This window comes from Streptomyces sp. NPDC037083 (genome assembly GCF_055606485.1).
In genome coordinates, this window is record NZ_JBVJSQ010000004.1 from 344,130 (window position 1) to 370,530 (window position 26,401).

The window sequence follows — 26,401 nt, forward strand, 5'->3', positions numbered from 1 at the left end:
ATGGACACCGCCGAACTCACCGAACTCGGACAGCAGTTGAGGGTCGACAGCGTGCGTGCCGCCGCGGCCGCGGGGTCGGGGCATCCGACGTCCTCGATGTCGGCCGCGGACCTGATGGCCGTGCTGCTCGCGAACCACCTCCGCTACGACTTCGACCGCCCCGCCCACCCGGGCAACGACCGCTTCGTCCTCTCCAAGGGCCACGCCTCCCCGCTGCTGTACTCCGCCTACAAGGCCGCCGGGGCCGTCGACGACGAGGAACTCCTGACCTTCCGCAAGCTCGGCAGCCGGCTCGAGGGGCACCCCACCCCGCGGCGGCTGCCGTGGGTCGAGACGGCCACCGGTTCGCTCGGTCAGGGGCTCCCGGTGGGCGTCGGCATCGCGCTGGCCGGGAAGCGGCTGGACCGCACCGGCTACCGGGTGTGGGTGCTGTGCGGGGACAGCGAGCTCGCCGAGGGCTCGGTGTGGGAGGCCGCCGAGCACGCGGGCCACGAGCACCTCGACAACCTCACGGCGATCGTCGACGTCAACCGGCTCGGCCAGCGCGGCCCCACCCGGCACGGCCACGACCTCGACGCCTACGCCCGCCGCTTCCAGGCCTTCGGCTGGCACACGGTCGAGATCGACGGGCACGACGTGGACGCGATCGACCGCGCCTACGGTGAGGCGATCTCCACCAAGGGGCAGCCCACCGCCATCCTCGCCCGCACCCTCAAGGGGCGGGGCGTTGAGTCCGTCCAGGACCGCGAGGGGCTGCACGGCAAGCCGCTGCCCGACGCCGACGAGGCGATCGAGGAACTGGGGGGCGTCCGTGACCTGCGGGTCCGGGTCCACGAACCGGCCGACACCCGCATGCTGCACTCCGTCCCGACCGGCCGTCTCGACCTCCCGCGCTGGGACGAGGGCGAGGAGGCGGCGACCAGGGACGCCTACGGCCAGGCGCTCGCCGCGCTCGGCGCCGCCCGCGCCGACGTCGTCGCCCTCGACGGCGAGGTGAGCGACTCCACCCGCGCCGAGGTCTTCGCCAAGCAGCACCCCGACCGGTTCTTCGAGTGCTACATCGCCGAACAGCAGCTCGTCGCCGCCGCGGTCGGCCTCGCGACGCGCGGCTGGGTCCCCTACGCCTCCACCTTCGCGGCCTTCCTGACCCGGGCGCACGACTTCGTCCGCATGGCCTCGATCAGCGGCGCCGGGATCAACCTGGTCGGCTCGCACGCCGGGTCGGCCATCGGGCAGGACGGACCCTCGCAGATGGGCCTGGAGGACCTGGCGATGTTCCGGGCCGTGCACGACTCCACCGTGCTCTACCCCTGCGACCCCAACCAGACCGCGCGGCTCGTCGCCGCCATGGCCGGCCTCGACGGCATCCGCTACCTGCGCACCTCTCGCGGTGCGGCCCCGGCGCTCTACGGACCGGACGAGGAGTTCCCGGTCGGCGGCAGCAAGGTGCTGCGCTCCTCCGACCGGGACCGGATGACGATCGTCGCGGCCGGTGTCACCGTGCACGAGGCGCTGAAGGCCGCCGAGGCGCTCGACGGCGAGGGCATCGCGGTGCGGGTGATCGACCTGTACTCGGTCAAGCCCGTGGACCGGGCCACACTGCGGCGGGCCGCCGAGGAGACCGGCTGTCTGCTGACCGTGGAGGACCACCACGAACAGGGCGGCATCGGGGACGCGGTCCTCGACGCCTTCCTCGACGGGCGGCCGGTGCCCCGTCTGGTGCGGCTCGCCGTCCGCACGATGCCCGGTTCGGCGAGCCCGGCCGAGCAGCTGCACGCCGCCGGCATCGACGCCGAGTCGATCGCCGCGTCCGCCCGCCTGCTGGTGGAGCAGGCGATCGCGCCGTGAGCGCCGGCGCGGGCGGCGGCGACGTGCGGACGGTGCGCGCGGGCCGCCGTGGCGTCGAGGTCCACCGGCCGGACAAGGTGCTCTTCCCGGGCGGTGAGGGGGCGAAGGAGTACACGAAGGCCGACCTCGTCGCGTACTACCGGTCGGTAGCCCCGTTCATGCTGCCGCAGCTGCGCGGCCGCCCGCTGATGCTGGAACGGCATCCGGACGGGATCGACGGCCCCCGCTTCATGCAGAAGAACACCCCCGAGCACTATCCGGAGTGGATCACGCGGGTGGAGGTGGCCAAGGAGGACGGCACGGTGTGCCACACCGTCTGCGACGACACCGCCACCCTCGTCCACCTGGCCGACCAGGCCTGCCTCACCCTGCACCGCTGGCTGTCGCGGGCGGACCGGATCGACCGCCCGGACCTGATGGTGTTCGACCTCGACCCGGCCGACGGATCGCCCTTCGCGGCCGTCCGCGAGGCCGCCGCATGGCTGGGCGAGCTCCTCGGCGAGCTGCGGCTGCCCTCGGGACTGATGACCACCGGCTCGCGCGGCCTGCACGTCGTCGTCCCCGTCGACGGACGCCACGACTTCGACGAGGTGCGCGGCTTCGCCAGGAACGTCGCCGAGCTGCTCGCCGCCGACCACCCCGACCGGCTCACCACCGCCGCCCGCAAGAAGGACCGCGGCGACCGGCTCTACCTGGACGTGCAGCGCAACGCCTACGCGCAGACCGCCGTCGCCCCCTTCACGGTGCGGGCGCTGCCCGGCGCGCCCGTCGCCGTCCCGATCACCTGGGAGCAGCTCGACGATCCGGAGCTCGGCCCGCGTCGCTGGAGCATCGCCGACGCCGTGGAACAGGCCCGTGCCCGACCGTGGTCCGCGATGACCGGCCGTGGGCGTTCTCTGGACGCGGCCCGGCGCCGGCTCGACGCACTCGGCGGCTCGTGAAGGTTTGGCCAAGAGCCTTCAGGCCACACGGAAGAAGAGGTGGCCATGTCGAACACAAGAAGCACATCGGATTCCACAGAGAACACATCGGATGCGCGTCCTTCACCAAATGCCCGGAAGAGCAGGCCCGAGCATCGCAGGCCGCGGCGCGACAGGCCCGAGCCCTCCAGGGACGAGCACGACAGCGACGAGAAAGGCAGGGACCACACCGTGGCGGACGACCGGCCGAGCCCCATGGCGGTGCTGCGCGAGGCGCGTGCCCAGCTGGCCGAGCTCACCGGCATGACCGCCGAGAGCGTCTCGTCCTTCGCGCAGACGGAGGACGGCTGGTCCCTCGAGGTCGAAGTCCTCGAACTGGAACGGGTCCCCGACACCATGAGCCTCATGGCGACCTATGAGGTCGAACTCGATCCGGAGGGCCAGCTCACCGGCTACCGGCGCGTTCGCCGCTACGAGCGCGGGCGGGCCGACGCACACAGGGCCGGCGGCCGCTAGGCCGCCCGGCGACAGAACTTCTCGATCATCATCCACGAGGCAAGGAGGTGCGGTCGGCATGACCGTAGTCCCGACACAGCAGTCCGGTGGCGGAGGCGGTTCCAGCGGTCTCTACGACGTCCTGGAACTCGTCCTCGACAGGGGGCTCGTCATCGACGCGTTCGTGCGGGTCTCCCTGGTCGGCATCGAGATCCTCAAGATCGACGTGCGTGTCGTCGTGGCCAGCGTCGACACGTATCTGCGCTTCGCCGAGGCGTGCAACCGCCTCGACCTGGAGGCAGGGCCCCGCAAGAGCCCGGGCCTGCCCGAGATCGTCGGCGAGGTCACGGAGTCCGGCGCGCGCGGCAAGTCCAAGGGCGCGCTCTCCGGCGCCGCCGAAACCATCTCCGACGCCTTCAAGCAGGCTCGTGACGACGGTTCCACGGAGGAGCGGGCGTCCCGGCCGCGTGCCCGCAAGAGCACGGCTTCGCGTCGGAAGGAGGAGCAGGAGTGAGCACCTACGTCTACGGCATCACCGCGAGTTCACACCCCGACCTTCCGGAGGGTCTGGGCGGCGTCGGCGACCCGCCGATGCCGGTGCGGGTGCTGAAGGAGGGGGAACTCGCGGCGGTCGTGAGCGACGCGCCCGAGGGGCTGCGCCCCAAGCGCCGCGAGCTCCTGGCCCACCAGACCGTGCTCGCCGAGGCGGGCGCCGGGGGCTGTGTGCTGCCGATGCGGTTCGGCAGCGTCGCCCCCGAGGACAGCGCCGTCACCGGCGTGCTCGCCGAGCGCGCCGAGCACTACAAGGAGCGGCTGAGGGCCCTCGACGGCAAGGTCGAGTACAACGTCAAGGCCACGCACATCGAGGAAGCCGTCCTGCACCACGTGATGGCCGGCAACCCCGAGCTGCGTGCCCTCGCCGAGGCCAACCGGAAGGCGGGTGGCGGCAGTTACGAACAGAAGCTGCAGCTCGGCGAGATGGTCGCCGCCGCCGTCAAGGCCCAGGAGGCCGAGGACGCGGGTCTCGTGCAGCAGGCTCTGGAGCCGCTCGCCGCCGCCGTCGGCGTGGGCCCGGAGTCCACCGGGTGGCTGGCCAACGTGTCGTTCCTGGTCGACCGGGACTCGGCCGCGGGCTTCGCCGAGGCGGTGGATCAGCTCCGCCAGGAGCATCCGCACCTCGACGTGCGCCTCAACGGGCCGCTTCCGCCGTACAGCTTCGTCGAGCCCGGACCGTCCGAGCCCGCGGAGACGATCACCGGGGAGTAGGTGCGCCGTGGGACTCATCGGAGAAGTGCTGCTGTTGCCGTTCGCACCCGTGCGCGGCAGCGGATGGGTGATCAAGCAGGTGGTGAAGGAAGCCGAGCGGATCTATTACGACCCATCCACGATCCGGGCCGAACTCTCCCGTCTCGAGCAGCAGTTGGAGGCCGGTGAGATCACGGAGGAGGAGTTCGACCGACAGGAGGACGAACTCCTCGACCGGCTGGAGATCGCGAACCGCGGCAACACGCAATCGGACGACGGGACAGCAAGATGAACCGAATGGGACTGGGCCTCGCGGTCGGGGCCGGATACCTTCTCGGCCGCACCAAGAAACTGAAGATGGCGATGGCCATCGGCTCGCTGGTGGCCGGCAAGCGGCTCAACCTGACCCCCAAGGGCATCGCTGACCTGGTCTCCCAGCAACTGCGGGACAATCCGCAGTTCAAGGAGATCGGCGACCAGCTGCGCCAGGATCTGCGCGGGGTCGGCAAGGCCGCCTCCGGCGCCATGGTCGAGCGGCAGATGGACGCGCTCGCCGACCGGCTGCACGGCCGCACCTCCCAGGTGCGCGACCAGCTCGAAGGCGTCGTGCCCGGCAAGGGCGAGGACCGCGACGAGGAGCCGGAGGACGAGGCCGAAGAGGAGTACGAGGAGCCTCAGGACGCCTCGGAGGAGGAAGAGGACGAAGAGGAGCCCCAGGGCGCCTCCGACGAGGACGAGGAAGAGGACGAAGAAGAGCCTCAGGCCGCCTCCGACGAGGACGAGGAAGAGGACGAAGAGGAGCCTCAGGACGCGTCCGAGGAGGAAGAGGAGGAAGAGGAGGAAGAGGAGCCGCCGAGGAAGACGGCGGCGAAGAAGGCGCCGGCGAAGAAGGCGGCCAAGAAGGCCCCCGCACAGAAGGCTCCCGCGAGGAAGGCCCCCGCCAAGAAGGCGCCCGCCAAGAAGGCCCCGGCCCGCAAGACGGCCGCGAAGAAGACCGCGTCGGCCGGGAAGCCGGCCGCGAGGACGTCGTCCAGGTCCGCTTCCGGCGGTGGCTCCGGCGCCCGGCGCCAGAAGGGAGGCGGTGACCGATGACCGAGACCCTCGGATCCGCCAAGTCCGCGACCTCCGCCGCAGGAAAGTCGAACGGCGGAAACCCCCTCTCGGGCCTGGCCCAGAGCGAGGCCGCCGACCGGCTCAAGGGAGAGGTGCAGGAGTACCTCACCGCACAGGCCACGCGGCTGCTGACCGGCGTCGGCAACAAGCTCGGCGAGACCACGAACAAGCTCAACGACATCGCCGAGGGCAACAGCCCGGGATTCGCCAAGCTGGCCCTCGACGGCGGCAGGAAGATAGCTGAGGGCAAGGGGCCGCTGCGCACCGCCCTGGAGCTCGGTGCCTCGCGCGCCAAGGACAAGGTGACCGGGGCCTTCAAGAACCTCGGCGGCGGGAAGGGCGGCAAGGGCAAGAAGAGCTCGGGCAACAAGCCGACCGTGATCATGGAGTCGATCGACGTCGGCGTGCCGCTGCGCACCGCCTACGACCAGTGGACGCAGTACAAGGACTTCAGCACCTTCGCCAAGGGCGTCAAGAGCGCGAATCGCGCCGACGACACCACCAGCGACTGGCAGGCGAAGATCTTCTGGTCCAGCCGCAGCTGGAAGGGCAAGACCACCGAACAGGTGCCGGACGACCGGATCGCCTGGACGTCGGAGGGCGCCAAGGGCACCACGAAGGGCGTCGTCTCCTTCCACGAGCTGGCCGAGAACCTCACCCGTGTCGTGCTGGTCATCGAGTACTACCCCTCGGGCCTGTTCGAGAAGACCGGCAACATCTGGCGCGCCCAGGGCCGCCGCGTCCGCCTCGACCTGAAGAACTTCGCCCGCTTCGTCACCATCAAGGGGGAGGCGGAGGACAGCTGGCGCGGTGAGATCCGCGACGGCGAGGTCGTCCGCTCCCACGACGACGCGGTCGCCGAAGAGGAAGAGGAGAACGAGGAGAACGGCGAGCCCGAGGAGGACGCCGAGGCGCGGGATGCCGGAAACGGTGGCCGGGAGGACGATGAGGAGTACGAGGCCGAGGACGAGGAAGACGGCCCGTATGCCGAGGACACCGAGGAAGAGGAGCCCGCGGAAGAGGAGCCCGAGGGCGAGTACGAGGACGAAGAGGAGGAGGGTGAGCCGGAGGACGCCGAGGGCGAGTACGAGGAGTACGACGAGGAGGAGCCCGAGGACGAGGACGCGAAGGGCGGGAGCCGGCGATGAGCATGTCGAGCAGGATGCCGGAGCCGTACGGCCGCGACAGCAGTGCCAACCTTGCCGACATTCTGGAACGCGTCCTCGACAAGGGCATCGTCATCGCGGGCGACATCCGGATCAACCTGCTCGACATCGAACTGCTCACCATCAAGCTCCGCCTCATCGTGGCCTCCGTCGACAAGGCGAAGGAGATGGGCATCGACTGGTGGGAGACCGACCCGGCGCTGTCCTCCGGTGCCCGCCGCGACGAACTCGCGCGTGAGAACGCCGAGTTGCGGGAGCGGCTGGCCCGGCTGGAGGAACTGGAAGCGGGCCGGACCGGGAAGGACGTCCTGGAGCCGGAACCTCGTGACGTGAGGAAGGAGTCGCCATGACGGGACTGCGGTACGTCTACGCCGTCTGCCGGCCCCTCGGTGCGCCTCTGCAGACCTCCCTGCAGGGGGTGGCTGGCGATCCGCCCAGGCTGCTCAGCCACCACGGGCTGATCGCCGTCGTCAGTCACGTCCCCGAGCGGGACTTCGCCGAGGCGCCCCTGCACCGGCACCTGGAGGACCTCGACTGGCTTTCCGAGACCGCCCGCGCCCATCAGCAGGTGATCGACGCGCTCACGGCCGTCACCACCCCGCTGCCGCTCCGGCTCGCCACGGTGTTCCGGGACGACAGCGGCGTGCGCGTGATGATGGAGGAGCGCGAGGCGGACTTCCGGCGCACCCTGGACCGGCTCGAGGGCCGGGTCGAGTGGGGTGTGAAGGTCTACGTCGAGCCCGAGCCCGCCGCCGGCCCCGAGGTGACGAAGCCCGCCTCGGGCCGGGACTACCTGCGCCAGCGGCGGATGCAGAGCAGGGCGCACGAGGACAGCTGGCAGCGGGCGGAGCGGTTCGCCGGCCGGCTGCACGCCACGCTGTCCGCGCACGCCGACGCGGCCCGTCTGCACGCGCCGCAGAACTCCGCCCTTTCCAAGGCGCCCGGGCAGAACGTTCTGAACGCCGCTTATCTGGTGCCGCGCGCGGAATCCGAGGAATTCGTGGAACTCGTGGACCGAACCAAGGGCGAGGAGCCCGGAATGCGTGTCGAACTCACCGGTCCCTGGGCGGCCTATTCCTTCGTGGAGAACGCCGTCGACACGGTCGGGGAGTCCGCACCGCCACGGGCCGGCGTGGAAATCGGCGAGGGGGGTAAATGACCGTCGTGGAGCGTCGTGAGGTCGCTCTCGTGGACCTGCTCGACCGGCTGCTGGCCGGGGGAGTCGTCATCACGGGGGACATCACGCTGCGCATCGCGGACGTCGACCTCGTCCGCATCGACCTGAACGCTTTGATCAGCTCCGTGAACGCGCAGGTGCCGTCGCCCTGGCCCTTGGGGGAATCGCTGTGACCGCCGCCCGACGCAAGCGTCTCGATCTCGAGCCCGACACCGTCGAGCGCGACCTGGTCAAACTCGTCCTGACCGTCGTGGAGTTGCTGCGGCAGCTGATGGAACGGCAGGCGCTGCGCCGCTTCGACCAGGGTGACCTGAGCGAGGAGCAGGAGGAGCGGATCGGGCTCACCCTGATGCTGCTCGACGACCGGATGACCGAACTGCGCGAGCGCTACGGACTGCGGCCCGAGGACCTGAATCTGGACCTCGGGCCGCTCGGACCGCTGCTTCCCCGGGAGTGAGTCCCGCCCGGGGGAGCCGTCGTCCCTTCCCGGCTCGGCCGGGCATCACCTCGTCACTACTCGGGTCACCACCTGTACCAGCGGCCCCTGCCTCCCGAGGCGGTGGTTCCGCGCGCCAGGAATCCGATGAGCCAGAGGACCAGAACCGCGAGTGCGATCCACCAGAGCAACTTCACCGCGAATCCGGCACCGAAAAGAATCAGCACCAGCAGCAGTACCAGCAGGACGGGAACCATAGTCTCAACCTCCTGCTGTGCGAGTTTCCCGGATTCCGTGAATCATTCGCGCTTCAATCTCATTTAGGTCACGGATCAGGCGCCCTTTCGGCACAGAATCTCTCCGTGCAGGACGCTGAACCAGCCGTCCTCGCACCGCCCCCACTCCCGCCAGGCCTCCGACACGGCGCCCAGCCGCTCCGCCGTGGCGTGTCCGCCCCGCGTGGCGACCTCCGCGTACGCCGAGGCCAGGGTGCGGTCGGCCCACAGGCCGCTCCACCAGGCCCGCTCCTCGGGCGTGCTGAAGGTCCAGGTGGCGGAGGTCGCCGTGATGTCGGTGAACCCGGCGGCCAGCGCCCAGGACTTCAGCCGTCGCCCGGCGTCCGGCTCGCCGCCGTTGGCGCGGGCGACCCGCCGGTACAGGTCCAGCCACTCGTCCATGCCGGTTGAGGCCGGGTACCAGGTCATGGCCGCGTAGTCCGAGTCGCGGACCGCCACGTAGCCGCCGGGCCTGGTCACTCGCAGCATCTCGCGCAGTGCCTGTACGGGGTCGCCGACGTGCTGGAGCACCTGGTGGGCGTGGACGACGCAGAACGTGTCGTCGGGATGATCCAGGGCGTGCACGTCGGCGACCGCGAAGTCGACGTTGGCCAGCCCTCGCGCCCCGGCCGTGGCCCGGGCCTGTTCCAGGACGTCCGGCGCGTGGTCGACGCCGGTGACGTGGCCGTCGGGCACCAGGGCGGCCAGGTCGGCGGTGATGGTGCCCGGCCCGCAGCCGATGTCGAGGATCTTCATGTGGGGCTTGAGAGAACCGAGCAGGTAGGCCGCGGAGTTGGCCGCGGTCCGCCAGGTGTGCGAACGCAGCACCGACTCGTGGTGTCCGTGCGTGTAGACGGCGGTCTCCCGCGCTTTCGGCATGGCTCTGCCCCTTCTCGACGGACCGGGTACGAACCGGTCTTCGGTGTCCCCACGGTACGCCCCCCGCCGTATGGTGAGACAGATCGTCCTGAAATATGGACTGACGGTCTCTCAGTTCCAATGGATTTCGGGTGTCGTCTCGGCTGCCGTCCCGTCCGGCAGGGGCCGGTACACCGTCAGCGCCGTGGGCAGCTTCTCCAGCGTCACCTCGCCCTGGACCTCGGTGACTTCGCCGTCGTGGGCGAGGAGCGTGCCGGGGGCGACGCCGGACAGGCGCAGCCGGCCGACCTGGACCGCCGCGTGCGCGGGCGACCGGGTCAGCGGCCCCGCCACCGCGGCGCCGAGCAGTCGCAGGGCGGGCCTGCGGCCCCCGTGCACGATCCGCACGTCCAGGCGCCCGTCGGCCAGGTCGACGCGGCGGCCCGAGGCGACGCCCATCCGGTGATAGGTGCCGTTGCCCGCGAACAGCAGCCACAACGGGTGCGGCCGGCCGCCGAGTTCGGCCTCCAGCGGATGCCGGTCCGCGCGCAGCACCCGCCAGGCCGCCAGCACCCCGGCCGGCCAGGTGCCGATCCGGGGCGCGAAGCGCTCCCGCTCGCGCACCAGCTCCGGATAGACCCCCAGACTGCACGTGTTGAGGAAGACGCCCTCCCGGTCGCCGCAGACGAACCGCCCCACGTCCACCCGCACGGCCTCGCCGCCGCGCACCGCCCGGCTCAGACCGCGGGCGTCCTCCACGCCCAGGTCGTACGCGAAATGGTTGAGCGTGCCGCCCGGAAGCACCGCCAGGGGCAGCCCGTGCCGCAGCGCGACCTCGGCGGCCGTGTTCACGGTGCCGTCGCCGCCGCACACGCCGAGAACCCGGGCGCGGGCCGCAGCCTTCTCCAACTCCCCGCGCACATCACCCGGTTCGCACAGGACGACGTCCGCCTGCGGCAGCGCCTCCCGCAGCGCCCGGACCCGGTCGGAGCTGCCGGAGGCCGTGTTGGCCACCACCACCAGCCCCGCCCCGTCGGGCAGCGCCGGAGCGGCGGTGCGCGGCCTGGCCGGCACCACGACCTGCGCGCGGGTGGGCACCAGGGCCCGGACGGCGAACGCGGCGCCCACCCCGAGCGCCACGCCCGCGACCACGTCGCTGGGGAAGTGGACACCGGTGTAGACGCGGGACATCACCACCGAGAACGCCGGCGGAGCCACCGCCGCGCCCCACCCCGGCGACTCCAGCGCGACCCCGGCCGCGAAGGCCGCGGCCGACGCGGCGTGCCCCGACGGGAAGGACGTCGTGATCGGCTGCCGCTTCAGCCGCCGCACCAGCGGCACCGGATCCAGCTCGGGCCGGGTCCGGCGCACCGAGCGCTTGCCGAGCGTGTTGATCGCGAGCGAGGCCAGGCTGAGCGAGACGAGCCCGCGTGCCGCGGCGCGACGGGCCCGGGGCGTACGGCTCGCCGCCAGCGCCGCCGCCGTCGCGAACCACAGCACGCCGTGGTTGGCGCTGCGGCTCAGCCGCGGCAGCACCGGCTCGGCGGCCGGCCAATGGCGCTCCGCGGCGAACTCGAACAGCCGGTGGTCGAGGGAGAGCAGCCGGTCGCGCAGGCCGTGACGACCGGGCCTCAAGACGGTGAGATCGACATCTGCAATCATGCGCTGCGGGTACCCTGAAGTGGCCGTTTCCTGTGCGGAGACGGCTTTCGACACACCGGAGGGTCACCGTATGCGCCTGCTGCTCGTCCGCCACGGCCAGACCCCCGCGAACGTGAACTACCTCCTCGACACCGCCGTCCCCGGTCCCGGTCTCACCGAACTCGGCGAGCGGCAGGCCGCCGCCCTGCCGCAGGCCCTCGCCGACGAGGACGTCGAGGCGCTGTACGCCTCCACGCTCGTGCGCACCCAGCTCACGGCCGCCCCGCTGGCCGCCGCCCGCGGCCTCGACGTCCTCGTCCGCGACGGGATCAGGGAGATCTCCGCGGGCGACCTGGAGATGCTGCCCGGCGACTCGCCGCACGGCGAGCTGTACATGCGGACGGTCTTCGCGTGGGCGGCGGGCGAGGTGGACCTGCGCGTGCCGGGCGGGGAGAACGGCGTCGAGTTCCTCGCGCGTTACGACGCCGTGGTCGCCGAGGCCGCGGCGAGCGGCGCGCAGACCGTCGCCCTGGTCAGCCACGGCGCCGCGATCCGCACCTGGGCGGCCGCCCGCGTCGGCAACGTCGACGTCCCCTTCGCCGCTTCCCACCGTCTCGCCAACACCGGCACGGTCGTCCTGGAGGGCTCGCCCACGGACGGCTGGAAGGCCCTGTCCTGGGCCGGCGCGACGGTCGTGCCCGCCGGTGAGGGCGGGCCGGCCGGGCAGCCGGTCACCGGCGGATGACCGGAGCGACCGGCCGCCTCCCCGGCCTGCGCCGATAACGGTTTGCCGCATCCCGCGGGCGGCCCGCACAATGCGTCCTCATGGGACATCTGGAAGCCGCACACCTCGAGTACTACCTCCCCGACGGGAGGGCGCTGCTCGGCGACGTGTCCTTCCGGGTGGGCGAAGGGGCCGTGGTGGCGCTGGTCGGGCCCAACGGCGCCGGCAAGACGACCCTGCTGCGGCTGATCTCGGGCGAGCTGAAGCCGCACGGCGGGACCGTCACCGTGAGCGGGGGCCTGGGCGTGATGCGCCAGTTCGTCGGTTCCGTACGCGACGAGACCACCGTCCGCGACCTGCTGGTGTCCGTCGCCCCGCCCCGCATCCGCGAGGTGGCGCGGGCCGTCGACAAGGCCGAGCACGCGATCATGACCGTCGACGACGAGGCGGCACAGCTCCAGTACGCGCAGGCCCTGTCCGACTGGGCGGAGGTGCGCGGCTACGAGGCCGAGACGCTGTGGGACATGTGCACCACGGCCGCCCTCGGCGTTCCGTACGACAAGGCCCAGTTCCGCCTCGTGCGCACGCTGTCCGGCGGCGAGCAGAAGCGGCTCGTGCTGGAGGCGCTGCTGCGCGGCAACGACGAGGTGCTGCTGCTCGACGAGCCGGACAACTACCTCGACGTCCCCGGCAAGCGGTGGCTGGAGGAGCGGCTGAAGGAGACCCGCAAGACGGTCCTGTTCGTCTCCCACGACCGTGAACTCCTCTCCCGCGCCGCGGAGAAGATCGTCTCCGTCGAGCCCTCGCCCACCGGGGCCGACGCCTGGGTGCACGGCGGCGGGTTCGCCACTTATCACGAGGCCCGGCGCGAGCGCTTCGCCCGCTTCGAGGAACTGCGCCGCCGCTGGGACGAGAAGCACGCCCAGCTGAAGAAGCTCGTCCTGAACCTCCGTCAGGCCGCCTCCATCAGCCATGAGCTGGCCTCCCGCTACCAGGCGGCCCAGACCAGGCTGCGCAAGTTCGAGGAGGCCGGACCGCCGCCGGAGCCGCCGCGCGAGCAGGACATCACGATGCGCCTCAAGGGCGGCCGCACCGGGGTGAGGGCCGTCACCTGTCAGGGACTCGAACTCACGGGCCTGATGAAACCCTTCGACCTGGAGGTCTTCTACGGCGAGCGGGTCGCCGTGCTCGGCTCCAACGGCTCGGGCAAGTCGCACTTCCTGCGGCTGCTGGCCGGTGACACCGTGGCGCACACGGGGGAGTGGAAGCTCGGCGCGCGCGTGGTGCCCGGGCACTTCGCCCAGACCCACGCCCACCCCGAGCTGCTCGGCCGCACCCTCCTGGACATCCTGTGGAGCGAACACTCCCAGGACCGCGGCGCGGCCATGTCCCGGCTGCGCCGCTACGAGCTGACCCAGCAGGCCGAGCAGACCTTCGACCGGCTCTCCGGCGGCCAGCAGGCCCGCTTCCAGATCCTGCTGCTCGAACTGGAAGGCGTCACGGCCCTGCTCCTCGACGAGCCGACCGACAACCTCGACCTGGAGTCCGCCGAAGCCCTCCAGGAGGGCCTGGAGGCCTTCGAGGGTACGGTCCTCGCCGTCACCCACGACCGCTGGTTCGCCCGCGCCTTCGACCGGTACCTGGTCTTCGGCAGCGACGGCCGGGTCCGGGAGACCGCGGAGCCGGTCTGGGACGAAAGGCGAGTGGAGCGGGCCAGGTAACCCCGCTCCCGGACGCCGTGGGGGCGGGCGGCCGGGGGCCGGCAGCTCCGCAGCGGGGCTGCCGGCCGCGCCCGGCCGGTCACTTCCAGCGCAGCAGGGCGCCGAGTCCGCCCACCGGTGCGTCCTCCTCGGCCGGGGGCACCACGAGCGCGGGCGCGTCCGTGGCGACGGCCGACCGGATCAGCGCGTCGTCCGCGCGGGCCGCCCACGAGTTCTGCTCGCCGAGCGTCTTCAGCTCCGTACGGCGCACCGCCACCTGGTCGGCGTCCTCGCCGATCCACACCTCGCGGTGGGCGTCCGGGCCGTCGGTGCGGATCAGCAGCTCGTCGATGCGGTGCTCGCGCGCCGCCTCGACCAGCGCGGGCACGCCCTCCACGGCCGCGGCGCGCCCCTCGGCGTCCGGCGCGAGAGCGGCGAGGAAGCGTTCGAGTTCGGCCTCGGTCCGCCGACGCGAGTGCTCGGCGCGGGCCGCCTCCACGTCCTCGTCCAGCAGCCGGCTGCCCTTGCCGTGCGGCGCCTCGACCACGCGGTCGCGCAGACGCTGCGGCAGCCGGTCGTGCACGGCCCGCCGCTCCCGGTCGTCGCCGACCAGGACCACCAGATCGGCACGGGTCTCCTCCTGGCAGCCGGCGAGCGCCTCGGCGATCTCCCCGGCGTTGTGCTCCCAGGTGTTCTCCACCTTCAGCTGGAAGTGCCGCTCGGACCAGTCCGCGGTCGACGTGCGGTGCATCGGATACTGCCGGCCGGCGACCGAGCCCGCCCCCTCCCGGCCCAGAGCGCTGCGCAGCTCGAACGCCGCGCCCTTGCGGTCGACGTACGCCACCACGCACACCGGGTCCTGACCGGCGAGCTCCAGCAGCGGCGCGACCCGCGGCAGGGGGGCCCACTCGGCCCGGTCGCCCTGCGGGGCGCGGGCCAGCGGCGGGTCGAGGACGACCTTCCCGGCGCGGGCGAACAGCGCCCGGCCGTGCGGCTCGGAGGAGTGCCGCAGATCGTCGACGGCCTGACCGACGGCCTGGCAGGTGGCGTCGTCGGCGCCCTGCCGGGCCAGCTCGCGGGCCATCGCGGCGGCCGTGAGGTGACGCTCGTGAGGCGTGTTCTCCGTGTGGCGGGAGGTGTCGACGTACACGGAGGCCCAGGGGCCGGAATGTTCGTACAGTGGATGCAGAAACGCGAGATCCATGGCTCCCTCCCGGATGCTGCTCGGGGGTAGTGCTGGTAGTGATTTCCCGGGCGGGTACCCGAACCGTATGAACGAACACGACGAGCGGGGCACCACCATGACCGGAGTCGACCCGGGCCGGCTGGACGACCAGCAGCTGATGAGAGAGCTGGAGACGATCCACCGCACGCGCCACGACACCCTGCTGCACGGCTCGAACGACGCCCTGCGCGCCCACAACGACCGCATGGCCCAGCTGGAGGGGGAGTACCTGCGCCGCAACCCCCGCCGTTTCGTCTCCCCGGGCCGCACCCGCGAGGGGGCCAGGGAGCGGGCGGCCGGGGAGAACGGGGGCCGGGCCCGTCAGAGTCCGGCCGGGCTGCGGACCGCGGGCGCGGAGGGCACGCCGGTCGGCAAGTGGGGGCCGGGAACGGCGAACGGCCCCGGCGGGGCGTGAGCCCACCGGAGCCGTGTCTGTCGTGGCCGTGCCTGCCGGAGCCGCGTCACCGGAGCCGAGCCTGCCGAAGAAGCACCTCAGGCGACCTCGGCGGCGAACACCTTCAGGTACGCCTCGCAGAACGCCGCCAGATCGTCCGGCTTGCGGCTGGTGACGAGCTTGTTGGGGCCGTGGTCGCAGATCCTCACCTGCTCGTCGACCCAGCTGCCGCCGGCGTTGCGGATGTCGGTCCGCAGACTGGGCCACGAGGTCAGCACGCGGCCCCGTACGACGTCCGCCTCGACGAGGGTCCACGGGGCGTGGCAGATCGCGGCGACCGGACGGCCCTGCTCGAAGAAAGCCCTGACGAACGCCACCGCCCGGTCGTCGGTGCGCAGGAAGTCGGGGTTCGCGACCCCGCCCGGCAGGACCAGCCCGCCGAACGACTCCGCGGACGCCTCGCCGACGACCTCGTCCACCACGAACGTGTCGGCCTTGTCGAGATGGTTGAAGGCCTGGATCTTGCCCGAGTCGGTCGAGACCAGGACGGGCTCGTGGCCCCCGTCCACCGCCGCCTGCCAGGGCTCGGTGAGCTCGACCTGTTCGACGCCTTCCGGCGCCGTCAGAAACGCGATGCGCATGCGGGTTCAACGTCCTTTCCGTGTCATCGGCGTGTGGGAGCCTCCCCGCGGTGACGCTGACCGGGGGAGGGCCTTCGGGTTCTGCTGCGCCGGCCATGTGCTCGCCGGCCCCGGGCCGCCACGACCGGCGGCCGCGTTCCCGGCGGCCAGGCCCGGCGCTCCAGGTCCGGCGGTCCAGGTCCGGCGGTCCGGCCCTGGCGTCCGGGCCGGGCGGTCCGGGGCCGGAGCGTCAGCCGCGACTGCCGACCAGCGCTTCGGCCAGTTCCTGGACGTTGGCGTAGCGGGCCTTGTGCGGCAGCTGCCGCACCGCCTCCACGAGCGCGTCCGACGCGTTCTTGCGGCGCAGGCCCAGGGCCAGGGCGCCCGGTCCGGCGGGGAAGGAGCTGCGCCCGAGGATGCGGGCGAGTTCCAGCCGCACCGTCGCCAGCGACGTCCGGGGGTTCCCCGGCACCACCGGCCCGCCCCACACCGCGGGATCGTCCTCGGCCGACGGCTCGGGGTCGTGCCACTCCTCCGTGCGCGTGGGGTGTCCGGACCTCAGCAGGCCCTGCAGTTCGTGCTTCATCTCGTCGTCCCGGTGCACGCTCAGCCGGTCACTGCCTCGCTGCATGTCTCTCCCTCCAGATCTTCGCGGTGGCCCCCGCGTACCCGAGGAGGGCAGGCCGACACGGGATCGACGCGAGCTCTTCCGGAAGCGGCCGTGACCTGCGCGCATCGGCGGCGGGGCCGCGCCTCGTAGGCCCGTGACGGGCCTACCTGCCGTCCACGCCCGGCAGGAACTCCTGCACCTTCGCCCGGAAGCCCTGCCGCAGCACGGAGGCCCCGTCGGCGTCGCCCCTGAGGGCCGACACGGCCGCGGCCTCGATCTGCTCCCAGGTGGCGTGCGCCGGGACCGGCGGCACGGTCGGGTCGGTGAGGAACTCCACGACCGCCGGCCCGTCCGCGGCCAGGGCCGTGCGCCAGCCGGTCTCCACGTCCTCGGGCCTCTCCACGCGCACCCCGGTCAGCCCCAGCGAACGGGCGAACGCCGCGTACGGCACGTCGGGCGACCGCCGCGCGGGCAGGAAGGACGGGTCGCCTGCCGCGGCACCCGTCTCCCGGGCCTCCCGGCCGTGGTCGCGGGCCTCCCGGCACCCGTCGCGGTCGTTCCAGACCGCGACGACCAGCCGCGGGTCCTGCCACAGATGGCTGTACCCCGCCGCGCTGATCAGCTCCTCGAGCCCGTTCGTCTGCATCGCCCCCTCCCCGACGAGGGCGATCACCGGCCGGTCGGGGTGGGCGAACTTCGCTCCGATCGCGTACGGCAGCGCGCAGCCCGTCGCCGCGAGGGCGCCGGAGAGGGAGGCGCGCATGCCGGGCCGCATCGTCAGGTGGCGGGCGTACCAGCTCGTCACCGGGCCCGAGTCGCAGGTGACGATCGCGTCCGGCGGCAGCAGCGCGTCCAGGGCGTGGGCCACCAGCTCCGGGTTGATCGGATCGGCCGACAGCCGCGCCCGGCGCTCCAGCACCTCGTGCCAGCGCCGTACGTTGTCGCACACGGTTTCGGACCACTCGCGGCCGCGTTCCTCGCCTCGGATCAACGGGATCAGCCGGCGCAACGTCTCCTTCGCGTCTCCGCCGAGGGTCGCCTCGTACGGATAATGCATCCCGGCCATCCGGGGATCGATGTCGATCTGCACACCCCGCGCACGACCGGACTCCGGCAGGAACTGCGGGTACGGGAACGAGGAACCGATCGTCAGCAGGGTGTCGCAGTCCCGCATCAGCTCGTAGGACGGGCGGGTGCCCAGCGGGCCGACCGAGCCGGTGACGTACGGGAGTTCGTCGCTGAGGACGTCCTTGCCGAGCAGCGCCTTGGCCACGCCCGCGCCGAGCAGCTCGGCGATCCGCTCGACCTCGGCGCGCGCCCCGGCAGCGCCCCGACCGGCCAGGATCGCCACCTTGTCCCCGGAGTTGAGGATCTCCGCGGCCCGCTCCAGCGACTCCTGGGACGGGACCGGCGTCCAGTCGCCGCGGTCCGCGCCGGCCGGCGCCGCACCGGACTCGTGCGGGGGCGCCGTGCACGCGAGTTCCTGCACGTCCGCGGGGATGACGACGACGGCGGGGCAGCGGCGGGCGTACGCGGTGCGGATCGCCCGGTCCAGAGCTCCCGACAGCTGCTGAGGGTCCGTCACCGTCTCCACGAACTCCGAGGCGACGTCCCTGAACAGCGTCTGCTCGTCGACCTCCTGAGGGTGCGGGTCGCCGCCCGCCGCCCGGTGCACCCGGCCGACGAGCGCCAGGACCGGCACACGGTCCAGCTTCGCGTCGTACAGGCCCTCGATGAGCTGGATCGCGCCGGGACCGGAGGACGCCGCGCACACCCCGAGACCTCCGCCGAACTTGGCGTGGCCGACCGCCTGCAACGCGGACGTCTTTGCGTGCCGCGACCGCACCAGACACGGTGCGTCCTTCGCGCGTTCCCACGCGGCGAGCAGCGGGTCGATGCCGTCGCCGGGAGATCCGAAGACGTGCTCCACCCCCCACTCGCGCAGCCGTCTGAGCACGTGGTCGGCGACCTTTGCGGTCATGAACGGGACCTCCCCGGGAGGAAATGCGCGGGACATGCGGACGTGAGCCGTGCACCCGCACGAGTGACCCCGGGGGCCGCCGGAAAACCTGGGCGTACCCCGGGGTTTGGGGACGGGGACCCGGGGCAGGCGCAGCCACAGTGCTTCGGACCGGAGGCACGTCCGTGGCGGCCCCGACTTCGAGGGCCCCGGCAGGCCCGATCGGGCTGCTGCCGCACCACGGTGACCGGCCAACCCAGAGCACTTGCAAGGGAGTTGCTACATCCCATGCCGAAGCGAGCGAACGCCCAACGCCATCCGCACGACGACGCCCCCGACACCGCCGACGCATTCCGCAGGCTCGCCACCCTGCCTCCGGGACCCCAGCGCGACACACTCCGAGCCCAGATCGTCGAGGCCTGGCTGCCCATGGCGAACCGCCTCGCCGGCCGCTTCCGCAGCCGCGGCGAGAGCCTCGACGACCTGCGTCAGGTCGCCGCCCTCGGCCTGGTCAAGGCCGTCGACCGCTACGACCCGGAACTCGGCAACGCCTTCGAGAGCTACGCGGTGCCCACCGTCACCGGCGAGATCAAGCGGCACTTCCGCGACCACATGTGGACCCTGCACGTCCCGCGCCGCGTCCAGGACCTGCGCAACCGGGTGCGCTTCGCCGGACAGGAGCTCGCCCAGACCGTCTCCGGCCGGCGGCCCACCGTCGCCGAGATCGCCGAGTTCGCGCAGCTCAGCGAGGAGGACGTCCGCACCGGGCTGGAGGCGCTGGAGAGCTTCACCGCGCTGTCGCTGGACGCGGAGCAGCCCGGCAGCGAGAGCGGGTACTCGCTCACCGACACGCTGGGCGCGGCGGACCCGGCACTGGACACCGTCATCGACCGGGAGTCCGTGAGGCCGCGGCTCGCCGCGCTGCCCGAGCGGGAGCGGGCGATCTTGTACATGAGGTTCTTCGGTGACATGACGCAGAGCCGGATCGCCGAGCAGCTGGGGATCTCGCAGATGCACGTGTCCCGGCTGATCAACCGGTGCTGTGACCGGTTGCGGGAACAGATCATGAACGACGCGGCCTAGGGCCTGTCCGGCGGATCAAGTCCGCGACAGATGAGTCCGGGCAGTGATCCACCGGACGCGACCAGCAAGGGGGCGTCAGGCCATGGAGAACTTGGCGACGTACTCGTCGAAGGGCTCGATGCCGATTGCCGCACGGAGTTCGTCCATGCGCTCGGGCTCTTCACAGGGCCACGGAACCGGCGCCCCGTCCTTCACGCCGGCGATCTGAGTGCCGTAGACCTGCTTGCGTCCCTCATTGACCAGCGTGCGGTCGCGCAGAAAGGCCAGCTCGCGCGGGCTGGCCGAGCCTGCCGACACCGCCTGCTGCATCAGATGGAGGGCGCGACGCTGAACGTCGAGCTGCCGGTCGGCATGCTGAGCGATGAGCCATGCCGCGCGTGCGGCCTCCTCGCCGACCAGTTCCGCCGTCGGCCAGCCGTACTCCTCCATGATCTCGTTGAGCCGGTCACCGTGCCGAGCGGTCAGCCGCCGCCACGCCAACTGCTCGGCGGGGTCATCGCTGTTCGCGCGGACTGCGGACCCGTGATCGGCCGCAGCCATCTCAGTGAGTTCCACCGCCAGCGCGGCAACGTCGTGCGCCACTCTCAACTCCCAGGTCAGATCCGTGGTTTGTATCCGCCCGTAAGCCTAGAGGTGCAAATCGGATGTAAAGATCATTCCGGAGAACGGTGACAGGCGCCCCGCCGCACCGGGATAATGGATCTACCCCCGGAGCCAGAGCCGGATCGCTGCGACGGTCACGGTGCCCTGGAAGACGTAGACACGCTTGTCGAACCTCGTGGCAACGGCCCGGAAGTTCTTGAGGGCGTTGATCGTGCGCTCGACTTCGTTTCTGCGCTTGTAGATCGTCTTGTCGAAGCCGGCGGGCCCGTCCGCCCTTGCTGCCGCGGCGTTGCCGGTTGGCCCGCTGGTGAGGAATAGGCCTTGTCGCCGCCGAGGTGGTCCGGCCGGGTGCGGGGGCGCCCGCCGCCGGGCCGGCCGACACGGATTCGTTCCATGACGGGGATGAGCTGCGGGGCGTCGCCCCACCGGCCCGGGGTGATCAGCAGGGCCAGGGGGCGGCGCCCGCCTTCTCCGGCCAGGTGAATCTTGCAGGTGAGGCCGCCCCGGGAGCGTCCGAGCTCCTCATCGAGGCGGTGCTGCCGGGGCGTGCGTCTTTTCCCGGCACTCGCGGTGGTTTCTTGCTTGCTCCGGCGGCGCTGGTGGGCCCGGCAAGTGGTGGAGTCCACGCTCACCATGGACCAGTCGATGCGGCCCTGGGCATCCGCGTCGACCAGGACGGCCGCGTAGACCTTGTCCCACGTGCCATCCGCCGACCAGTGCCTGTGCCTCTCATACACGGTCTTCCACTTGTCGAACCGCACAGGCAGATCCCGCCACGGCACCCCAGTGCGGTTCCGGTACAGAATCCCGTTAAAGATCCTGCGGTGGCCGGCCCAACGCCCACCGCGCTGCCCTGACATGGGCAGATGCGGCTTCAGCCGGGCCCATTCCTCGTTCGTGAGATCTCCCCGCCTCATGAGCATGCCAACGTGCCGGAGCGCGAGAAGTCACTTGATCCGCCGGACAGACCCCAGGGCGCCGCCGCGCGGCACGGGAGCGGCGGTGCCCCGTGCGCCACCCGCACGTCACCCGCATGGGGGCGCCCGTCCCGCCAATGGCGTCCGGCCGCGCGCGGCCCGCGCCCCCTGGGGCTGTGATGGCTGTGGGGCAGCAACGCCCCGCCCCGCAGCCACCGGCCGAAGGAGCCGTCCCATGGGTCGCACCGCCCATTTCCTCTCCGCCCTCGCCGTGGCCGGTGCCGTCCTGGTCGCCGTCGGTCCGGCCGCGTCCGCGGACCCGGCGGCGGAGGTCAGCCCGGGCAGCGTCGCCCCCGGCGGCAGCGTCACGGTGTCCGTCGCCTGCGGTCCCCTCGCCGACGCCGCGCCCGAGAGCCTCGACGCCACCTCGCAGGCCTTCGCCGAGGGCACCGTCAAGCTGAGCAGGGTTCCCGGCGACGACGCCCAGGCCGAGGCCGCCTACCAGGGCACCGCCCACATCGCGCCCGCCGCCGACCTGGAGGTGAGCCCGGACGCGGTCGGGGCGGACGCCGCCTGGACCGTCGACGGCACCTGCCCGGCCCCGGCCGGCGGGCAGGGCAAGCCCTGGAGCGCCACCCTGGAGGTCGCGCGCGGCCAGGCGCCGCCGTGCGCGCCCGTGACCCCGGGCGCGTCCTGCGCCACCGGCCGGCCCTGTCCGCCGGCCCCGGGCGCCGCCCAGCCGCACGCCGACGCCTGCCCCACGGCGCCGCCGTGCGATCGGCCCGAGCCCCAACCCCGCGGCGCCGCGTCCCCGGCCGCCTCCTGCCCACCGGCGACCGTCGAACACGGCGTCCGGGCAGGTGAGGGCGGCGCCTTCACCGACTCCGTGCCCGCGCTGGCCGCCGGCGGGCTGCTGATCGCCGGGGCGTTCGGCGCCGCCGTGCACCGGCTGCGCCGTCGCGAACGGCGCGGGTGACGCCCGAACCGGTCCCAGGGTCCGCACCGGCCCGCACCGGCCAGCGCTGTGACCGGCGCAACGCGAGCGGGCGGTCATGGAGCCCGGCACTCCTGGGTACTCGGGGCCCACCAGCACGGCCCGCCTCGTACGAGGGCCCGGTCGCGCAGGAGCGCCGAGCCCCGCACGGGACGTCACGCACCACACGCCCCGCGACGCCGTCCCCGCGGCCGGGGACGGCAGCGCACCAGGGACGGCACCGGGGACGGACAGCGCGGAGGACGGGATGCGGCGGACGGAACCTGAGGACCACCGGCCGGCCCAGGGCGACGGGCCCGCCCGGGAGCCCGGGTCCGTCCAGGGTCACGGGCCTGCCCGGGACTCCGGGCCTGCCCAGGGTCACGGGTCCGCACAGGACTCCGGGTCCGCCCAGGGGCACGGATCCGCACAGGACTCCGGGTCCGCCCAGGGGCACGGATCCGCACAGGACTCCGGGTCCGCCCAGGGGCACGGATCCGCACAGGACTCCAGGCCCGCCCAGAACCACGGGCCCGCCCCGGACCGCGCGCACGCCCCGGACCGCGCGCACGGCCCGGACCCTGCGCCCGTTCCCGATCACGGCCCCGTCCGCTACGGTCCGCCGCTCCCCCCGGACGCACTGCCGGTGCTGCCCGAACTCGCCTCGGTCCTCGCCGAGGCCGCCGGCCGCGCCCATGGCGAGCCGGTCGGCGGCGGTCCCGCCCTTCTCGACGCCGCACGCGGCTACTGGTCCCGGCGCGGCGCCCCCGCCGAGGCGGGCCGGTGCGTGGCCGGCCCCGGCGCCCCCGCCCTGCTGCTCGCGCTGACCGCCGCCCTCGGCGGCGACGTCCTGGTGCCCCGGCCCTGCGCGGCCTGGTGGGCGCCGTACGCGCGCCTGCTGGGAAGACCCGTGTTCCATGTGGCGACGCCCGCCGAGTGCGGCGGCGTTCCCGACCCCTACGCCCTCCTGGAGACCGTGCGTCGGGTGCGCGCCGAGGGCGGGGACCCGCGGCTGCTGGTGCTGTCCGTCGCCGACGACCCCACCGCCACCGTCGCTCCGCCCGAGGTGCTGCACGAGGCGGTGGAGGCCGCCGCGGGCGAGGGCCTGCACATGGTCAGCGACGAGACCTGGCGCGACACGCTGCACACCCCGCAGGAGACGGTGCTGGTCAGCCCCGCCGAGATGCTGCCCGAGCAGGTCACCGTCGTCAGCGACCTCGCCGGCGCCCTGCTGCCCGCCGGCTGGCCGGCGGCGATCGCCCGGCTGCCCGCCTCCGCCGTCGGCGACGGACTGCACGCGCGCGTGCTCGACGTGCTCACCGCCCTCGACGCCCGGGTGGCCGCCCCCGTGGCCGCCGCGGCCGCCTACGCACTGGGCGAGCCGGAGCCGGTCACCGCGCGCGTGGCCGCCGCCGTGCGTCTGCACGCGTGCGTGGCGGACGCCCTGCACGCCGCGGTGGTCGCCGCCGGCGGCCTGGCCCTGCCGCCCAGGGCCGGCCGCCACCTGTACGCCGACCTGAGCCCGCTGCGCGAGGCGCTGGCCGTGCACGGCGTCGGCGACGCCCAGGAACTGGAGGACTTCCTCTCCGCCCGGCTCGGCATGCCCGCGCCGGGCGGTCACCGCTTCGGGGACGATCTCGGGGCACTGCGCGTGCGGCTGTCCACCGGCATGCTGCTGGACGGCACGGACGCGCAGGCCGCGGAATGCCTCACCTCACCCACACCGTTGGAACTGCCGCACGTGCAACGCGCGTTGATGCTCTTGAGGTCCGTCTTCGACGATCTCCGTGACGACGCTCAGCGATGGGAGCCTCCTCGATGACGCAGCAGTCCGAGACCGCAGCCGGCACGGTCGCCGCCCGGGACGACCACGCCCCGATCCCCTCGTCCCCGCTCGCGCCGCCGCCGGCCGCGCCCCGACCGCCGGGGGAGCGGCGGGCATGGCCGCGCAGCTTCCACGACCGGCTCACCTCGCCGCTGCCCGGCCTCAAGGCCATCGCCCGGTTCGCCCGCGAGGGCGCGGTGCGGCCCGGCAAGGAAGGCCTCGCCGACCTCCCCCGACTGCCCGTCGCGCCCGCCCCGGTGCCCCGCGTGGACGCCCGCACGGTCGCCGTCACCTGGGCCGGACACGCCAGTTGGGTGGTGAGCATCGGTGGCCTGACCGTCCTGACCGACCCGGTCTGGTCCCGCCGCATCCTCGGCACCCCGGCCCGCATCACCCCCGTGGGCGTCCCCTGGGAGGAACTGCCCCGCGTGGACGCCGTCGTCATCAGCCACAACCACTACGACCACCTGGACGCGCCCACGCTGCGCCGACTCCCGCGCGACACGCCCGTGTTCGTGCCGGCCGGGCTCGGCCGCTGGTTCCTGCGCCGCCGGTTCACCCGCGTCACCGAGCTGGACTGGTGGGAGGCGGCCGAACTGTCCGGCGTGCGCTTCGACTTCGTGCCCGCGCACCACTGGTCCAAGCGCAGTCTCGTCGACACCTGTCGCACCCTGTGGGGCGGCTGGGTGCTCACCGACCCCGCCGGACAGCGTGTCTATTTCGCCGGCGACACCGGCTACGGCCACTGGTTCTCCCGCATCGGACAGCGGTATCAGGGCATCGACCTGGCTTTGCTGCCCATCGGCGCCTACGACCCCCGCTGGTGGCTCAGCGACGTCCACTGCGACCCGGAGGAGGCGGTCCGCGCCGCCCTCGACCTCGGCGCCCGGCGCATGGCGCCCATGCACTGGGGCACGTTCGTGCTGTCCGCGGAGCCCGTTCTCGAACCCCTCACACGCGTGCGCGCGGCCTGGGAGAAGGCAGGCCTGCAACGGGACGACCTGTGGGACCTCCCGATCGGAGGCTCCCGGATACTGGAGTGAACCCCACCCCCAGGGGACCGGCGGGGCAGGCCGCCACGGGGGCCCACGCGCCGCACCGAGGGCCCGGCTTGCGCGTCGGCCGGGGGCGGGGCGCTCCGTTCGCACGGTGGTTTTGCTCGTGCACTCAGGCGGTCCGGGTTCCCCTGAGCCGGCGCCACAGGCTCGGGGCCGCCCCGACCAGCACGGTCAGCGCGATCGCGGCGACCACGCCCTCCCAGGGCTCCGGGAACAGCGAGCCGCCCAGGATCCCGATCAGTTGATAGGTCACCGCCCACGCCAGACAGGCCGGGAGGTTCCCCCGCGCGAAGCGGCGCAGCGGCCACTTCGCCATCAGACAGGCCAGCATCACCGGTATCCGTCCGGCCGGCACCAGGCGGGACAGCACCAGGACGGCCACGTTGTGCTCGGCGAGCTTCTCCTGGGCCTGCGCCAGCCGTTCCTCGGGCGCCCGCGAGCGGATCGCCTCCAGCCAGCGCGAGCCGTTCTTCGACCGCATCCCGCGCCGTCCCAGCCAGTACAGCGCCGCGTCCCCGCAGAACGCGGCCAGCGACGCCGTCACGAACACCAGAGCCAGTGAGAACGGCGCCTTCTGGTGGAACGCCACCACGGCCGCCGTGCTCACCAGCGCCCCCGTGGGCACCACCGGCACCAGCGCCCCGATGAGCACCAGCAGGAACAGCGACGGGTAGCCGAGCGCCTGTTGCGTTGCCTCGGTCGGTATGACCGTGGCGGCCGCGCCCGTCGGAAGGATCACCGCGCGGCCTCGAGACGCACGCTCTCCCCGTGCGCGAGCCGGTGCACCGCGACCCCCGGCGCACGCTCCGCCGCGAGGCGCACGAACTCCTCGCCGGGAGCATGGAATTCATGGGGGCGCACGGCGTCCAGACCGATCGGCCAGTACGTCCCGTAGTGCACCGGCACGGCGCTGCGCGGCGCCAGCCGGAGCAGGGCCTCGGCCGCGCGCCCCGCGTCCAGGTGCCCGTCACCGAGATGCGGACCCCAGCCGCCCACGGGCAGCAACGCCACGTCGACCGGCCCGACCTCCTCGGCCATGTCCTCGAACAGGCCGGTGTCCCCGGCGAAGTACGTCCTGGCCTCGCCCTCGACGACGTACCCGAGCGCGGGGCAGCGGTGCCGGCCGACCGGCAGCCGCCGCCCGTCGTGGCGCGCGGGCACGGCCCGTATCCGCAGGTCGCCGACGGTCGTCTCGTCCCCCGGCGCCATCTCGGTCAGCCGCAGGTGGCGCAGGCGGCGAATCCCCGGCACGGCGCGCGGAGCGCCCCGGGGCACCAGCAGGCGCGTGCCCGGCGCGAGGCGCGCCAGCGAGGGCACGTGCAGATGGTCGGCGTGCAGGTGGGAGACCAGTGCCACGTCCGCCTGCCAGGCATCGGACGGCGGCAGGGCCCCCCGGCGGCGGCGCAGGTGGGCGAGGCGGCGGGCGAACAGGGGGTCGGTGAGCGCACGCACGTCCGAATCCTCGACCATGCAGGTCGCGTGACCCCACCACGTGATCTCCACCGGCACCCCTTTGCCTCCTTCGCGCGACTCCC

General features: G+C 73.0%; 29 protein-coding genes and 1 pseudogene. 19 read left to right on the forward strand and 11 right to left on the reverse strand.

All coding sequences use genetic code 11. The features are described from left to right. Genes ACZ7DE_RS13610 through ACZ7DE_RS13665 form a run of 12 tightly spaced genes read left to right on the forward strand, consistent with a single transcriptional unit; the run spans position 1 to position 8,421 of the window. Entirely contained in the window at positions 1-1,848 is a 1,848-nt protein-coding gene (locus ACZ7DE_RS13610; RefSeq protein ID WP_470760625.1) for a transketolase, read from the forward strand. After that, on the forward strand, positions 1,845-2,789 hold the full coding sequence (ligD, locus tag ACZ7DE_RS13615) for a non-homologous end-joining DNA ligase (protein ID WP_470760628.1): 945 nt from the start codon (positions 1,845-1,847) through the stop codon (positions 2,787-2,789). The genes ACZ7DE_RS13610 and ligD overlap by 4 nt, the downstream gene beginning before the upstream one ends. Positions 2,790-2,834: 45 nt before the next feature. Beyond that, on the forward strand, positions 2,835-3,284 hold the full coding sequence (locus ACZ7DE_RS13620) for a gas vesicle protein GvpO (RefSeq protein WP_470761094.1): 450 nt from the start codon (positions 2,835-2,837) through the stop codon (positions 3,282-3,284). Positions 3,285-3,342: 58 nt separating this feature from the next. Then, positions 3,343-3,777 carry a gas vesicle structural protein GvpA gene (locus tag ACZ7DE_RS13625; protein WP_470760630.1) on the forward strand — a complete coding sequence of 145 codons (435 nt, stop codon included), beginning with the start codon at positions 3,343-3,345 and terminating at the stop codon, positions 3,775-3,777. Next, positions 3,774-4,529: a GvpL/GvpF family gas vesicle protein gene (locus ACZ7DE_RS13630; protein ID WP_470760632.1), complete on the forward strand. Its 756-nt coding sequence runs from the start codon at positions 3,774-3,776 to the stop codon at positions 4,527-4,529. The genes ACZ7DE_RS13625 and ACZ7DE_RS13630 overlap by 4 nt, the downstream gene beginning before the upstream one ends. Before the next feature lie 7 nt (positions 4,530-4,536). Then, the gene (locus ACZ7DE_RS13635) at positions 4,537-4,800 is read left to right on the forward strand and encodes a gas vesicle protein GvpG (protein WP_470760634.1); all 264 of its coding nucleotides are present in this window, start codon (positions 4,537-4,539) and stop codon (positions 4,798-4,800) included. Next, positions 4,797-5,600: a DNA primase gene (locus ACZ7DE_RS13640; protein WP_470760637.1), complete on the forward strand. Its 804-nt coding sequence runs from the start codon at positions 4,797-4,799 to the stop codon at positions 5,598-5,600. Before ACZ7DE_RS13635 ends, ACZ7DE_RS13640 begins: the two co-directional genes overlap by 4 nt. Beyond that, positions 5,597-6,769 (forward strand): SRPBCC family protein, encoded by a 1,173-nt coding sequence (locus tag ACZ7DE_RS13645; RefSeq protein WP_470760639.1) that lies wholly within the window; start codon positions 5,597-5,599, stop codon positions 6,767-6,769. The genes ACZ7DE_RS13640 and ACZ7DE_RS13645 overlap by 4 nt, the downstream gene beginning before the upstream one ends. Next, complete coding sequence (locus ACZ7DE_RS13650; RefSeq protein WP_470760641.1) at positions 6,766-7,137, forward strand: gas vesicle protein; 372 nt, start codon at positions 6,766-6,768, stop codon at positions 7,135-7,137. Before ACZ7DE_RS13645 ends, ACZ7DE_RS13650 begins: the two co-directional genes overlap by 4 nt. Beyond that, on the forward strand, positions 7,134-7,946 hold the full coding sequence (locus ACZ7DE_RS13655) for a GvpL/GvpF family gas vesicle protein (RefSeq protein WP_470760643.1): 813 nt from the start codon (positions 7,134-7,136) through the stop codon (positions 7,944-7,946). Before ACZ7DE_RS13650 ends, ACZ7DE_RS13655 begins: the two co-directional genes overlap by 4 nt. After that, on the forward strand, positions 7,943-8,137 hold the full coding sequence (locus tag ACZ7DE_RS13660; protein WP_470760645.1) for a gas vesicle protein: 195 nt from the start codon (positions 7,943-7,945) through the stop codon (positions 8,135-8,137). The genes ACZ7DE_RS13655 and ACZ7DE_RS13660 overlap by 4 nt, the downstream gene beginning before the upstream one ends. Continuing rightward, positions 8,134-8,421, forward strand: a complete 288-nt coding sequence (locus tag ACZ7DE_RS13665; RefSeq protein WP_470760647.1) for a gas vesicle protein K — start codon at positions 8,134-8,136, stop codon at positions 8,419-8,421. The genes ACZ7DE_RS13660 and ACZ7DE_RS13665 overlap by 4 nt, the downstream gene beginning before the upstream one ends. 65 nt (positions 8,422-8,486) lie before the next feature. On the opposite strand, the gene ACZ7DE_RS13670 is transcribed toward ACZ7DE_RS13665, so the two are convergent. From ACZ7DE_RS13670 to ACZ7DE_RS13680, 3 genes are all read right to left on the reverse strand, one after another. Continuing rightward, positions 8,487-8,657, reverse strand: a complete 171-nt coding sequence (locus ACZ7DE_RS13670) for a hydrophobic protein (RefSeq protein ID WP_470760649.1) — start codon at positions 8,655-8,657, stop codon at positions 8,487-8,489. A gap of 75 nt (positions 8,658-8,732) precedes the next feature. Next, positions 8,733-9,554 carry a class I SAM-dependent methyltransferase gene (locus ACZ7DE_RS13675; RefSeq protein ID WP_470760651.1) on the reverse strand — a complete coding sequence of 274 codons (822 nt, stop codon included), beginning with the start codon at positions 9,552-9,554 and terminating at the stop codon, positions 8,733-8,735. Positions 9,555-9,665: 111 nt separating this feature from the next. Next, entirely contained in the window at positions 9,666-11,195 is a 1,530-nt protein-coding gene (locus tag ACZ7DE_RS13680) for a phosphatase PAP2 family protein (RefSeq protein WP_470760653.1), read from the reverse strand. A 70-nt stretch (positions 11,196-11,265) separates the two neighbouring features. Here ACZ7DE_RS13680 and ACZ7DE_RS13685 point away from each other — a divergent pair, with 70 nt between their 5' ends. After that, a complete protein-coding gene (locus ACZ7DE_RS13685) occupies positions 11,266-11,919 on the forward strand; it encodes a histidine phosphatase family protein (protein WP_470760655.1) in 654 nt (217 codons plus the stop codon). 80 nt (positions 11,920-11,999) lie between these two features. Next, positions 12,000-13,619 (forward strand): ABC-F family ATP-binding cassette domain-containing protein, encoded by a 1,620-nt coding sequence (locus ACZ7DE_RS13690; protein ID WP_470760657.1) that lies wholly within the window; start codon positions 12,000-12,002, stop codon positions 13,617-13,619. Positions 13,620-13,698: 79 nt separating this feature from the next. Here the strand turns inward: ACZ7DE_RS13690 and ACZ7DE_RS13695 are convergent, their stop codons facing one another. Next, positions 13,699-14,802 carry a baeRF2 domain-containing protein gene (locus tag ACZ7DE_RS13695; protein WP_470760659.1) on the reverse strand — a complete coding sequence of 368 codons (1,104 nt, stop codon included), beginning with the start codon at positions 14,800-14,802 and terminating at the stop codon, positions 13,699-13,701. A gap of 67 nt (positions 14,803-14,869) precedes the next feature. Here ACZ7DE_RS13695 and ACZ7DE_RS13700 point away from each other — a divergent pair. Continuing rightward, a pseudogene (locus ACZ7DE_RS13700) lies at positions 14,870-15,127 on the forward strand (DUF6158 family protein); the annotation flags it as partial. Positions 15,128-15,315: 188 nt separating this feature from the next. Here ACZ7DE_RS13700 and ACZ7DE_RS13705 read toward each other — a convergent pair. The 3 genes from ACZ7DE_RS13705 to ACZ7DE_RS13715 all read right to left on the reverse strand — a co-directional run bounded on the left by ACZ7DE_RS13705 (position 15,316) and on the right by ACZ7DE_RS13715 (position 18,428). Then, positions 15,316-15,858: a type 1 glutamine amidotransferase domain-containing protein gene (locus ACZ7DE_RS13705; protein WP_470760661.1), complete on the reverse strand. Its 543-nt coding sequence runs from the start codon at positions 15,856-15,858 to the stop codon at positions 15,316-15,318. A 229-nt stretch (positions 15,859-16,087) separates the two neighbouring features. Next, positions 16,088-16,468 (reverse strand): DUF2795 domain-containing protein, encoded by a 381-nt coding sequence (locus ACZ7DE_RS13710; protein ID WP_470760663.1) that lies wholly within the window; start codon positions 16,466-16,468, stop codon positions 16,088-16,090. Positions 16,469-16,610: 142 nt separating this feature from the next. Beyond that, on the reverse strand, positions 16,611-18,428 hold the full coding sequence (locus ACZ7DE_RS13715; RefSeq protein ID WP_470760665.1) for a thiamine pyrophosphate-requiring protein: 1,818 nt from the start codon (positions 18,426-18,428) through the stop codon (positions 16,611-16,613). Between the two features lie 267 nt (positions 18,429-18,695). Here ACZ7DE_RS13715 and ACZ7DE_RS13720 point away from each other — a divergent pair, with 267 nt between their 5' ends. Beyond that, positions 18,696-19,490: an RNA polymerase sigma factor SigF gene (locus tag ACZ7DE_RS13720; RefSeq protein WP_470760667.1), complete on the forward strand. Its 795-nt coding sequence runs from the start codon at positions 18,696-18,698 to the stop codon at positions 19,488-19,490. 75 nt (positions 19,491-19,565) lie between these two features. Here ACZ7DE_RS13720 and ACZ7DE_RS13725 read toward each other — a convergent pair whose 3' ends face one another. Beyond that, entirely contained in the window at positions 19,566-20,072 is a 507-nt protein-coding gene (locus ACZ7DE_RS13725) for a DUF6624 domain-containing protein (RefSeq protein WP_470760669.1), read from the reverse strand. Positions 20,073-20,227: 155 nt separating this feature from the next. After that, entirely contained in the window at positions 20,228-21,016 is a 789-nt protein-coding gene (locus ACZ7DE_RS13730; protein WP_470760671.1) for an IS5 family transposase, read from the reverse strand. 229 nt (positions 21,017-21,245) lie between these two features. Between ACZ7DE_RS13730 and ACZ7DE_RS13735 the strand changes: the two genes are divergently transcribed. The 3 genes from ACZ7DE_RS13735 (at position 21,246) to ACZ7DE_RS13745 (ending at position 24,851) form a co-directional block, all read left to right on the forward strand. Continuing rightward, the gene (locus tag ACZ7DE_RS13735) at positions 21,246-21,986 is read left to right on the forward strand and encodes a hypothetical protein (RefSeq protein ID WP_470760673.1); all 741 of its coding nucleotides are present in this window, start codon (positions 21,246-21,248) and stop codon (positions 21,984-21,986) included. Positions 21,987-22,629: 643 nt separating this feature from the next. Further along, a complete protein-coding gene (locus ACZ7DE_RS13740; protein WP_470760675.1) occupies positions 22,630-23,805 on the forward strand; it encodes an aminotransferase class I/II-fold pyridoxal phosphate-dependent enzyme in 1,176 nt (391 codons plus the stop codon). After that, positions 23,802-24,851, forward strand: coding sequence for an MBL fold metallo-hydrolase (locus tag ACZ7DE_RS13745; RefSeq protein ID WP_470760677.1), 1,050 nt, complete (start codon positions 23,802-23,804; stop codon positions 24,849-24,851). The genes ACZ7DE_RS13740 and ACZ7DE_RS13745 overlap by 4 nt, the downstream gene beginning before the upstream one ends. Before the next feature lie 124 nt (positions 24,852-24,975). On the opposite strand, the gene ACZ7DE_RS13750 is transcribed toward ACZ7DE_RS13745, so the two are convergent. Next, the gene (locus ACZ7DE_RS13750; RefSeq protein WP_470760679.1) at positions 24,976-25,605 is read right to left on the reverse strand and encodes a DedA family protein; all 630 of its coding nucleotides are present in this window, start codon (positions 25,603-25,605) and stop codon (positions 24,976-24,978) included. Next, a complete protein-coding gene (locus tag ACZ7DE_RS13755; protein WP_470760681.1) occupies positions 25,602-26,375 on the reverse strand; it encodes an MBL fold metallo-hydrolase in 774 nt (257 codons plus the stop codon). Before ACZ7DE_RS13755 ends, ACZ7DE_RS13750 begins: the two co-directional genes overlap by 4 nt. Positions 26,376-26,401: the final 26 nt, after the last annotated feature.

What these genes read in the sequence shown, in the direction of transcription:
- ACZ7DE_RS13690 (WP_470760657.1), top strand. Translation starts at nt 12,000, where the DNA reads ATGGGACATCTGGAAGCCGCACACCTCGAGTACTACCTCCCCGACGGG.
- ACZ7DE_RS13620 (WP_470761094.1), top strand. Translation starts at nt 2,835, where the DNA reads ATGTCGAACACAAGAAGCACATCGGATTCCACAGAGAACACATCGGAT.
- ACZ7DE_RS13640 (WP_470760637.1), top strand. Translation starts at nt 4,797, where the DNA reads ATGAACCGAATGGGACTGGGCCTCGCGGTCGGGGCCGGATACCTTCTC.
- ACZ7DE_RS13705 (WP_470760661.1), bottom strand. Translation starts at nt 15,858, where the DNA reads ATGCGCATCGCGTTTCTGACGGCGCCGGAAGGCGTCGAACAGGTCGAG.
- ACZ7DE_RS13645 (WP_470760639.1), top strand. Translation starts at nt 5,597, where the DNA reads ATGACCGAGACCCTCGGATCCGCCAAGTCCGCGACCTCCGCCGCAGGA.
- ACZ7DE_RS13710 (WP_470760663.1), bottom strand. Translation starts at nt 16,468, where the DNA reads ATGCAGCGAGGCAGTGACCGGCTGAGCGTGCACCGGGACGACGAGATG.
- ACZ7DE_RS13735 (WP_470760673.1), top strand. Translation starts at nt 21,246, where the DNA reads ATGGGTCGCACCGCCCATTTCCTCTCCGCCCTCGCCGTGGCCGGTGCC.
- ACZ7DE_RS13695 (WP_470760659.1), bottom strand. Translation starts at nt 14,802, where the DNA reads ATGGATCTCGCGTTTCTGCATCCACTGTACGAACATTCCGGCCCCTGG.
- ACZ7DE_RS13660 (WP_470760645.1), top strand. Translation starts at nt 7,943, where the DNA reads ATGACCGTCGTGGAGCGTCGTGAGGTCGCTCTCGTGGACCTGCTCGAC.
- ACZ7DE_RS13610 (WP_470760625.1), top strand. Translation starts at nt 1, where the DNA reads ATGGACACCGCCGAACTCACCGAACTCGGACAGCAGTTGAGGGTCGAC.
- ACZ7DE_RS13685 (WP_470760655.1), top strand. Translation starts at nt 11,266, where the DNA reads ATGCGCCTGCTGCTCGTCCGCCACGGCCAGACCCCCGCGAACGTGAAC.
- ACZ7DE_RS13650 (WP_470760641.1), top strand. Translation starts at nt 6,766, where the DNA reads ATGAGCATGTCGAGCAGGATGCCGGAGCCGTACGGCCGCGACAGCAGT.
- ACZ7DE_RS13675 (WP_470760651.1), bottom strand. Translation starts at nt 9,554, where the DNA reads ATGCCGAAAGCGCGGGAGACCGCCGTCTACACGCACGGACACCACGAG.
- ACZ7DE_RS13670 (WP_470760649.1), bottom strand. Translation starts at nt 8,657, where the DNA reads ATGGTTCCCGTCCTGCTGGTACTGCTGCTGGTGCTGATTCTTTTCGGT.
- ACZ7DE_RS13720 (WP_470760667.1), top strand. Translation starts at nt 18,696, where the DNA reads ATGCCGAAGCGAGCGAACGCCCAACGCCATCCGCACGACGACGCCCCC.
- ACZ7DE_RS13655 (WP_470760643.1), top strand. Translation starts at nt 7,134, where the DNA reads ATGACGGGACTGCGGTACGTCTACGCCGTCTGCCGGCCCCTCGGTGCG.
- ACZ7DE_RS13680 (WP_470760653.1), bottom strand. Translation starts at nt 11,195, where the DNA reads ATGATTGCAGATGTCGATCTCACCGTCTTGAGGCCCGGTCGTCACGGC.
- ACZ7DE_RS13625 (WP_470760630.1), top strand. Translation starts at nt 3,343, where the DNA reads ATGACCGTAGTCCCGACACAGCAGTCCGGTGGCGGAGGCGGTTCCAGC.
- ACZ7DE_RS13730 (WP_470760671.1), bottom strand. Translation starts at nt 21,016, where the DNA reads ATGCTCATGAGGCGGGGAGATCTCACGAACGAGGAATGGGCCCGGCTG.
- ACZ7DE_RS13715 (WP_470760665.1), bottom strand. Translation starts at nt 18,428, where the DNA reads ATGACCGCAAAGGTCGCCGACCACGTGCTCAGACGGCTGCGCGAGTGG.
- ACZ7DE_RS13745 (WP_470760677.1), top strand. Translation starts at nt 23,802, where the DNA reads ATGACGCAGCAGTCCGAGACCGCAGCCGGCACGGTCGCCGCCCGGGAC.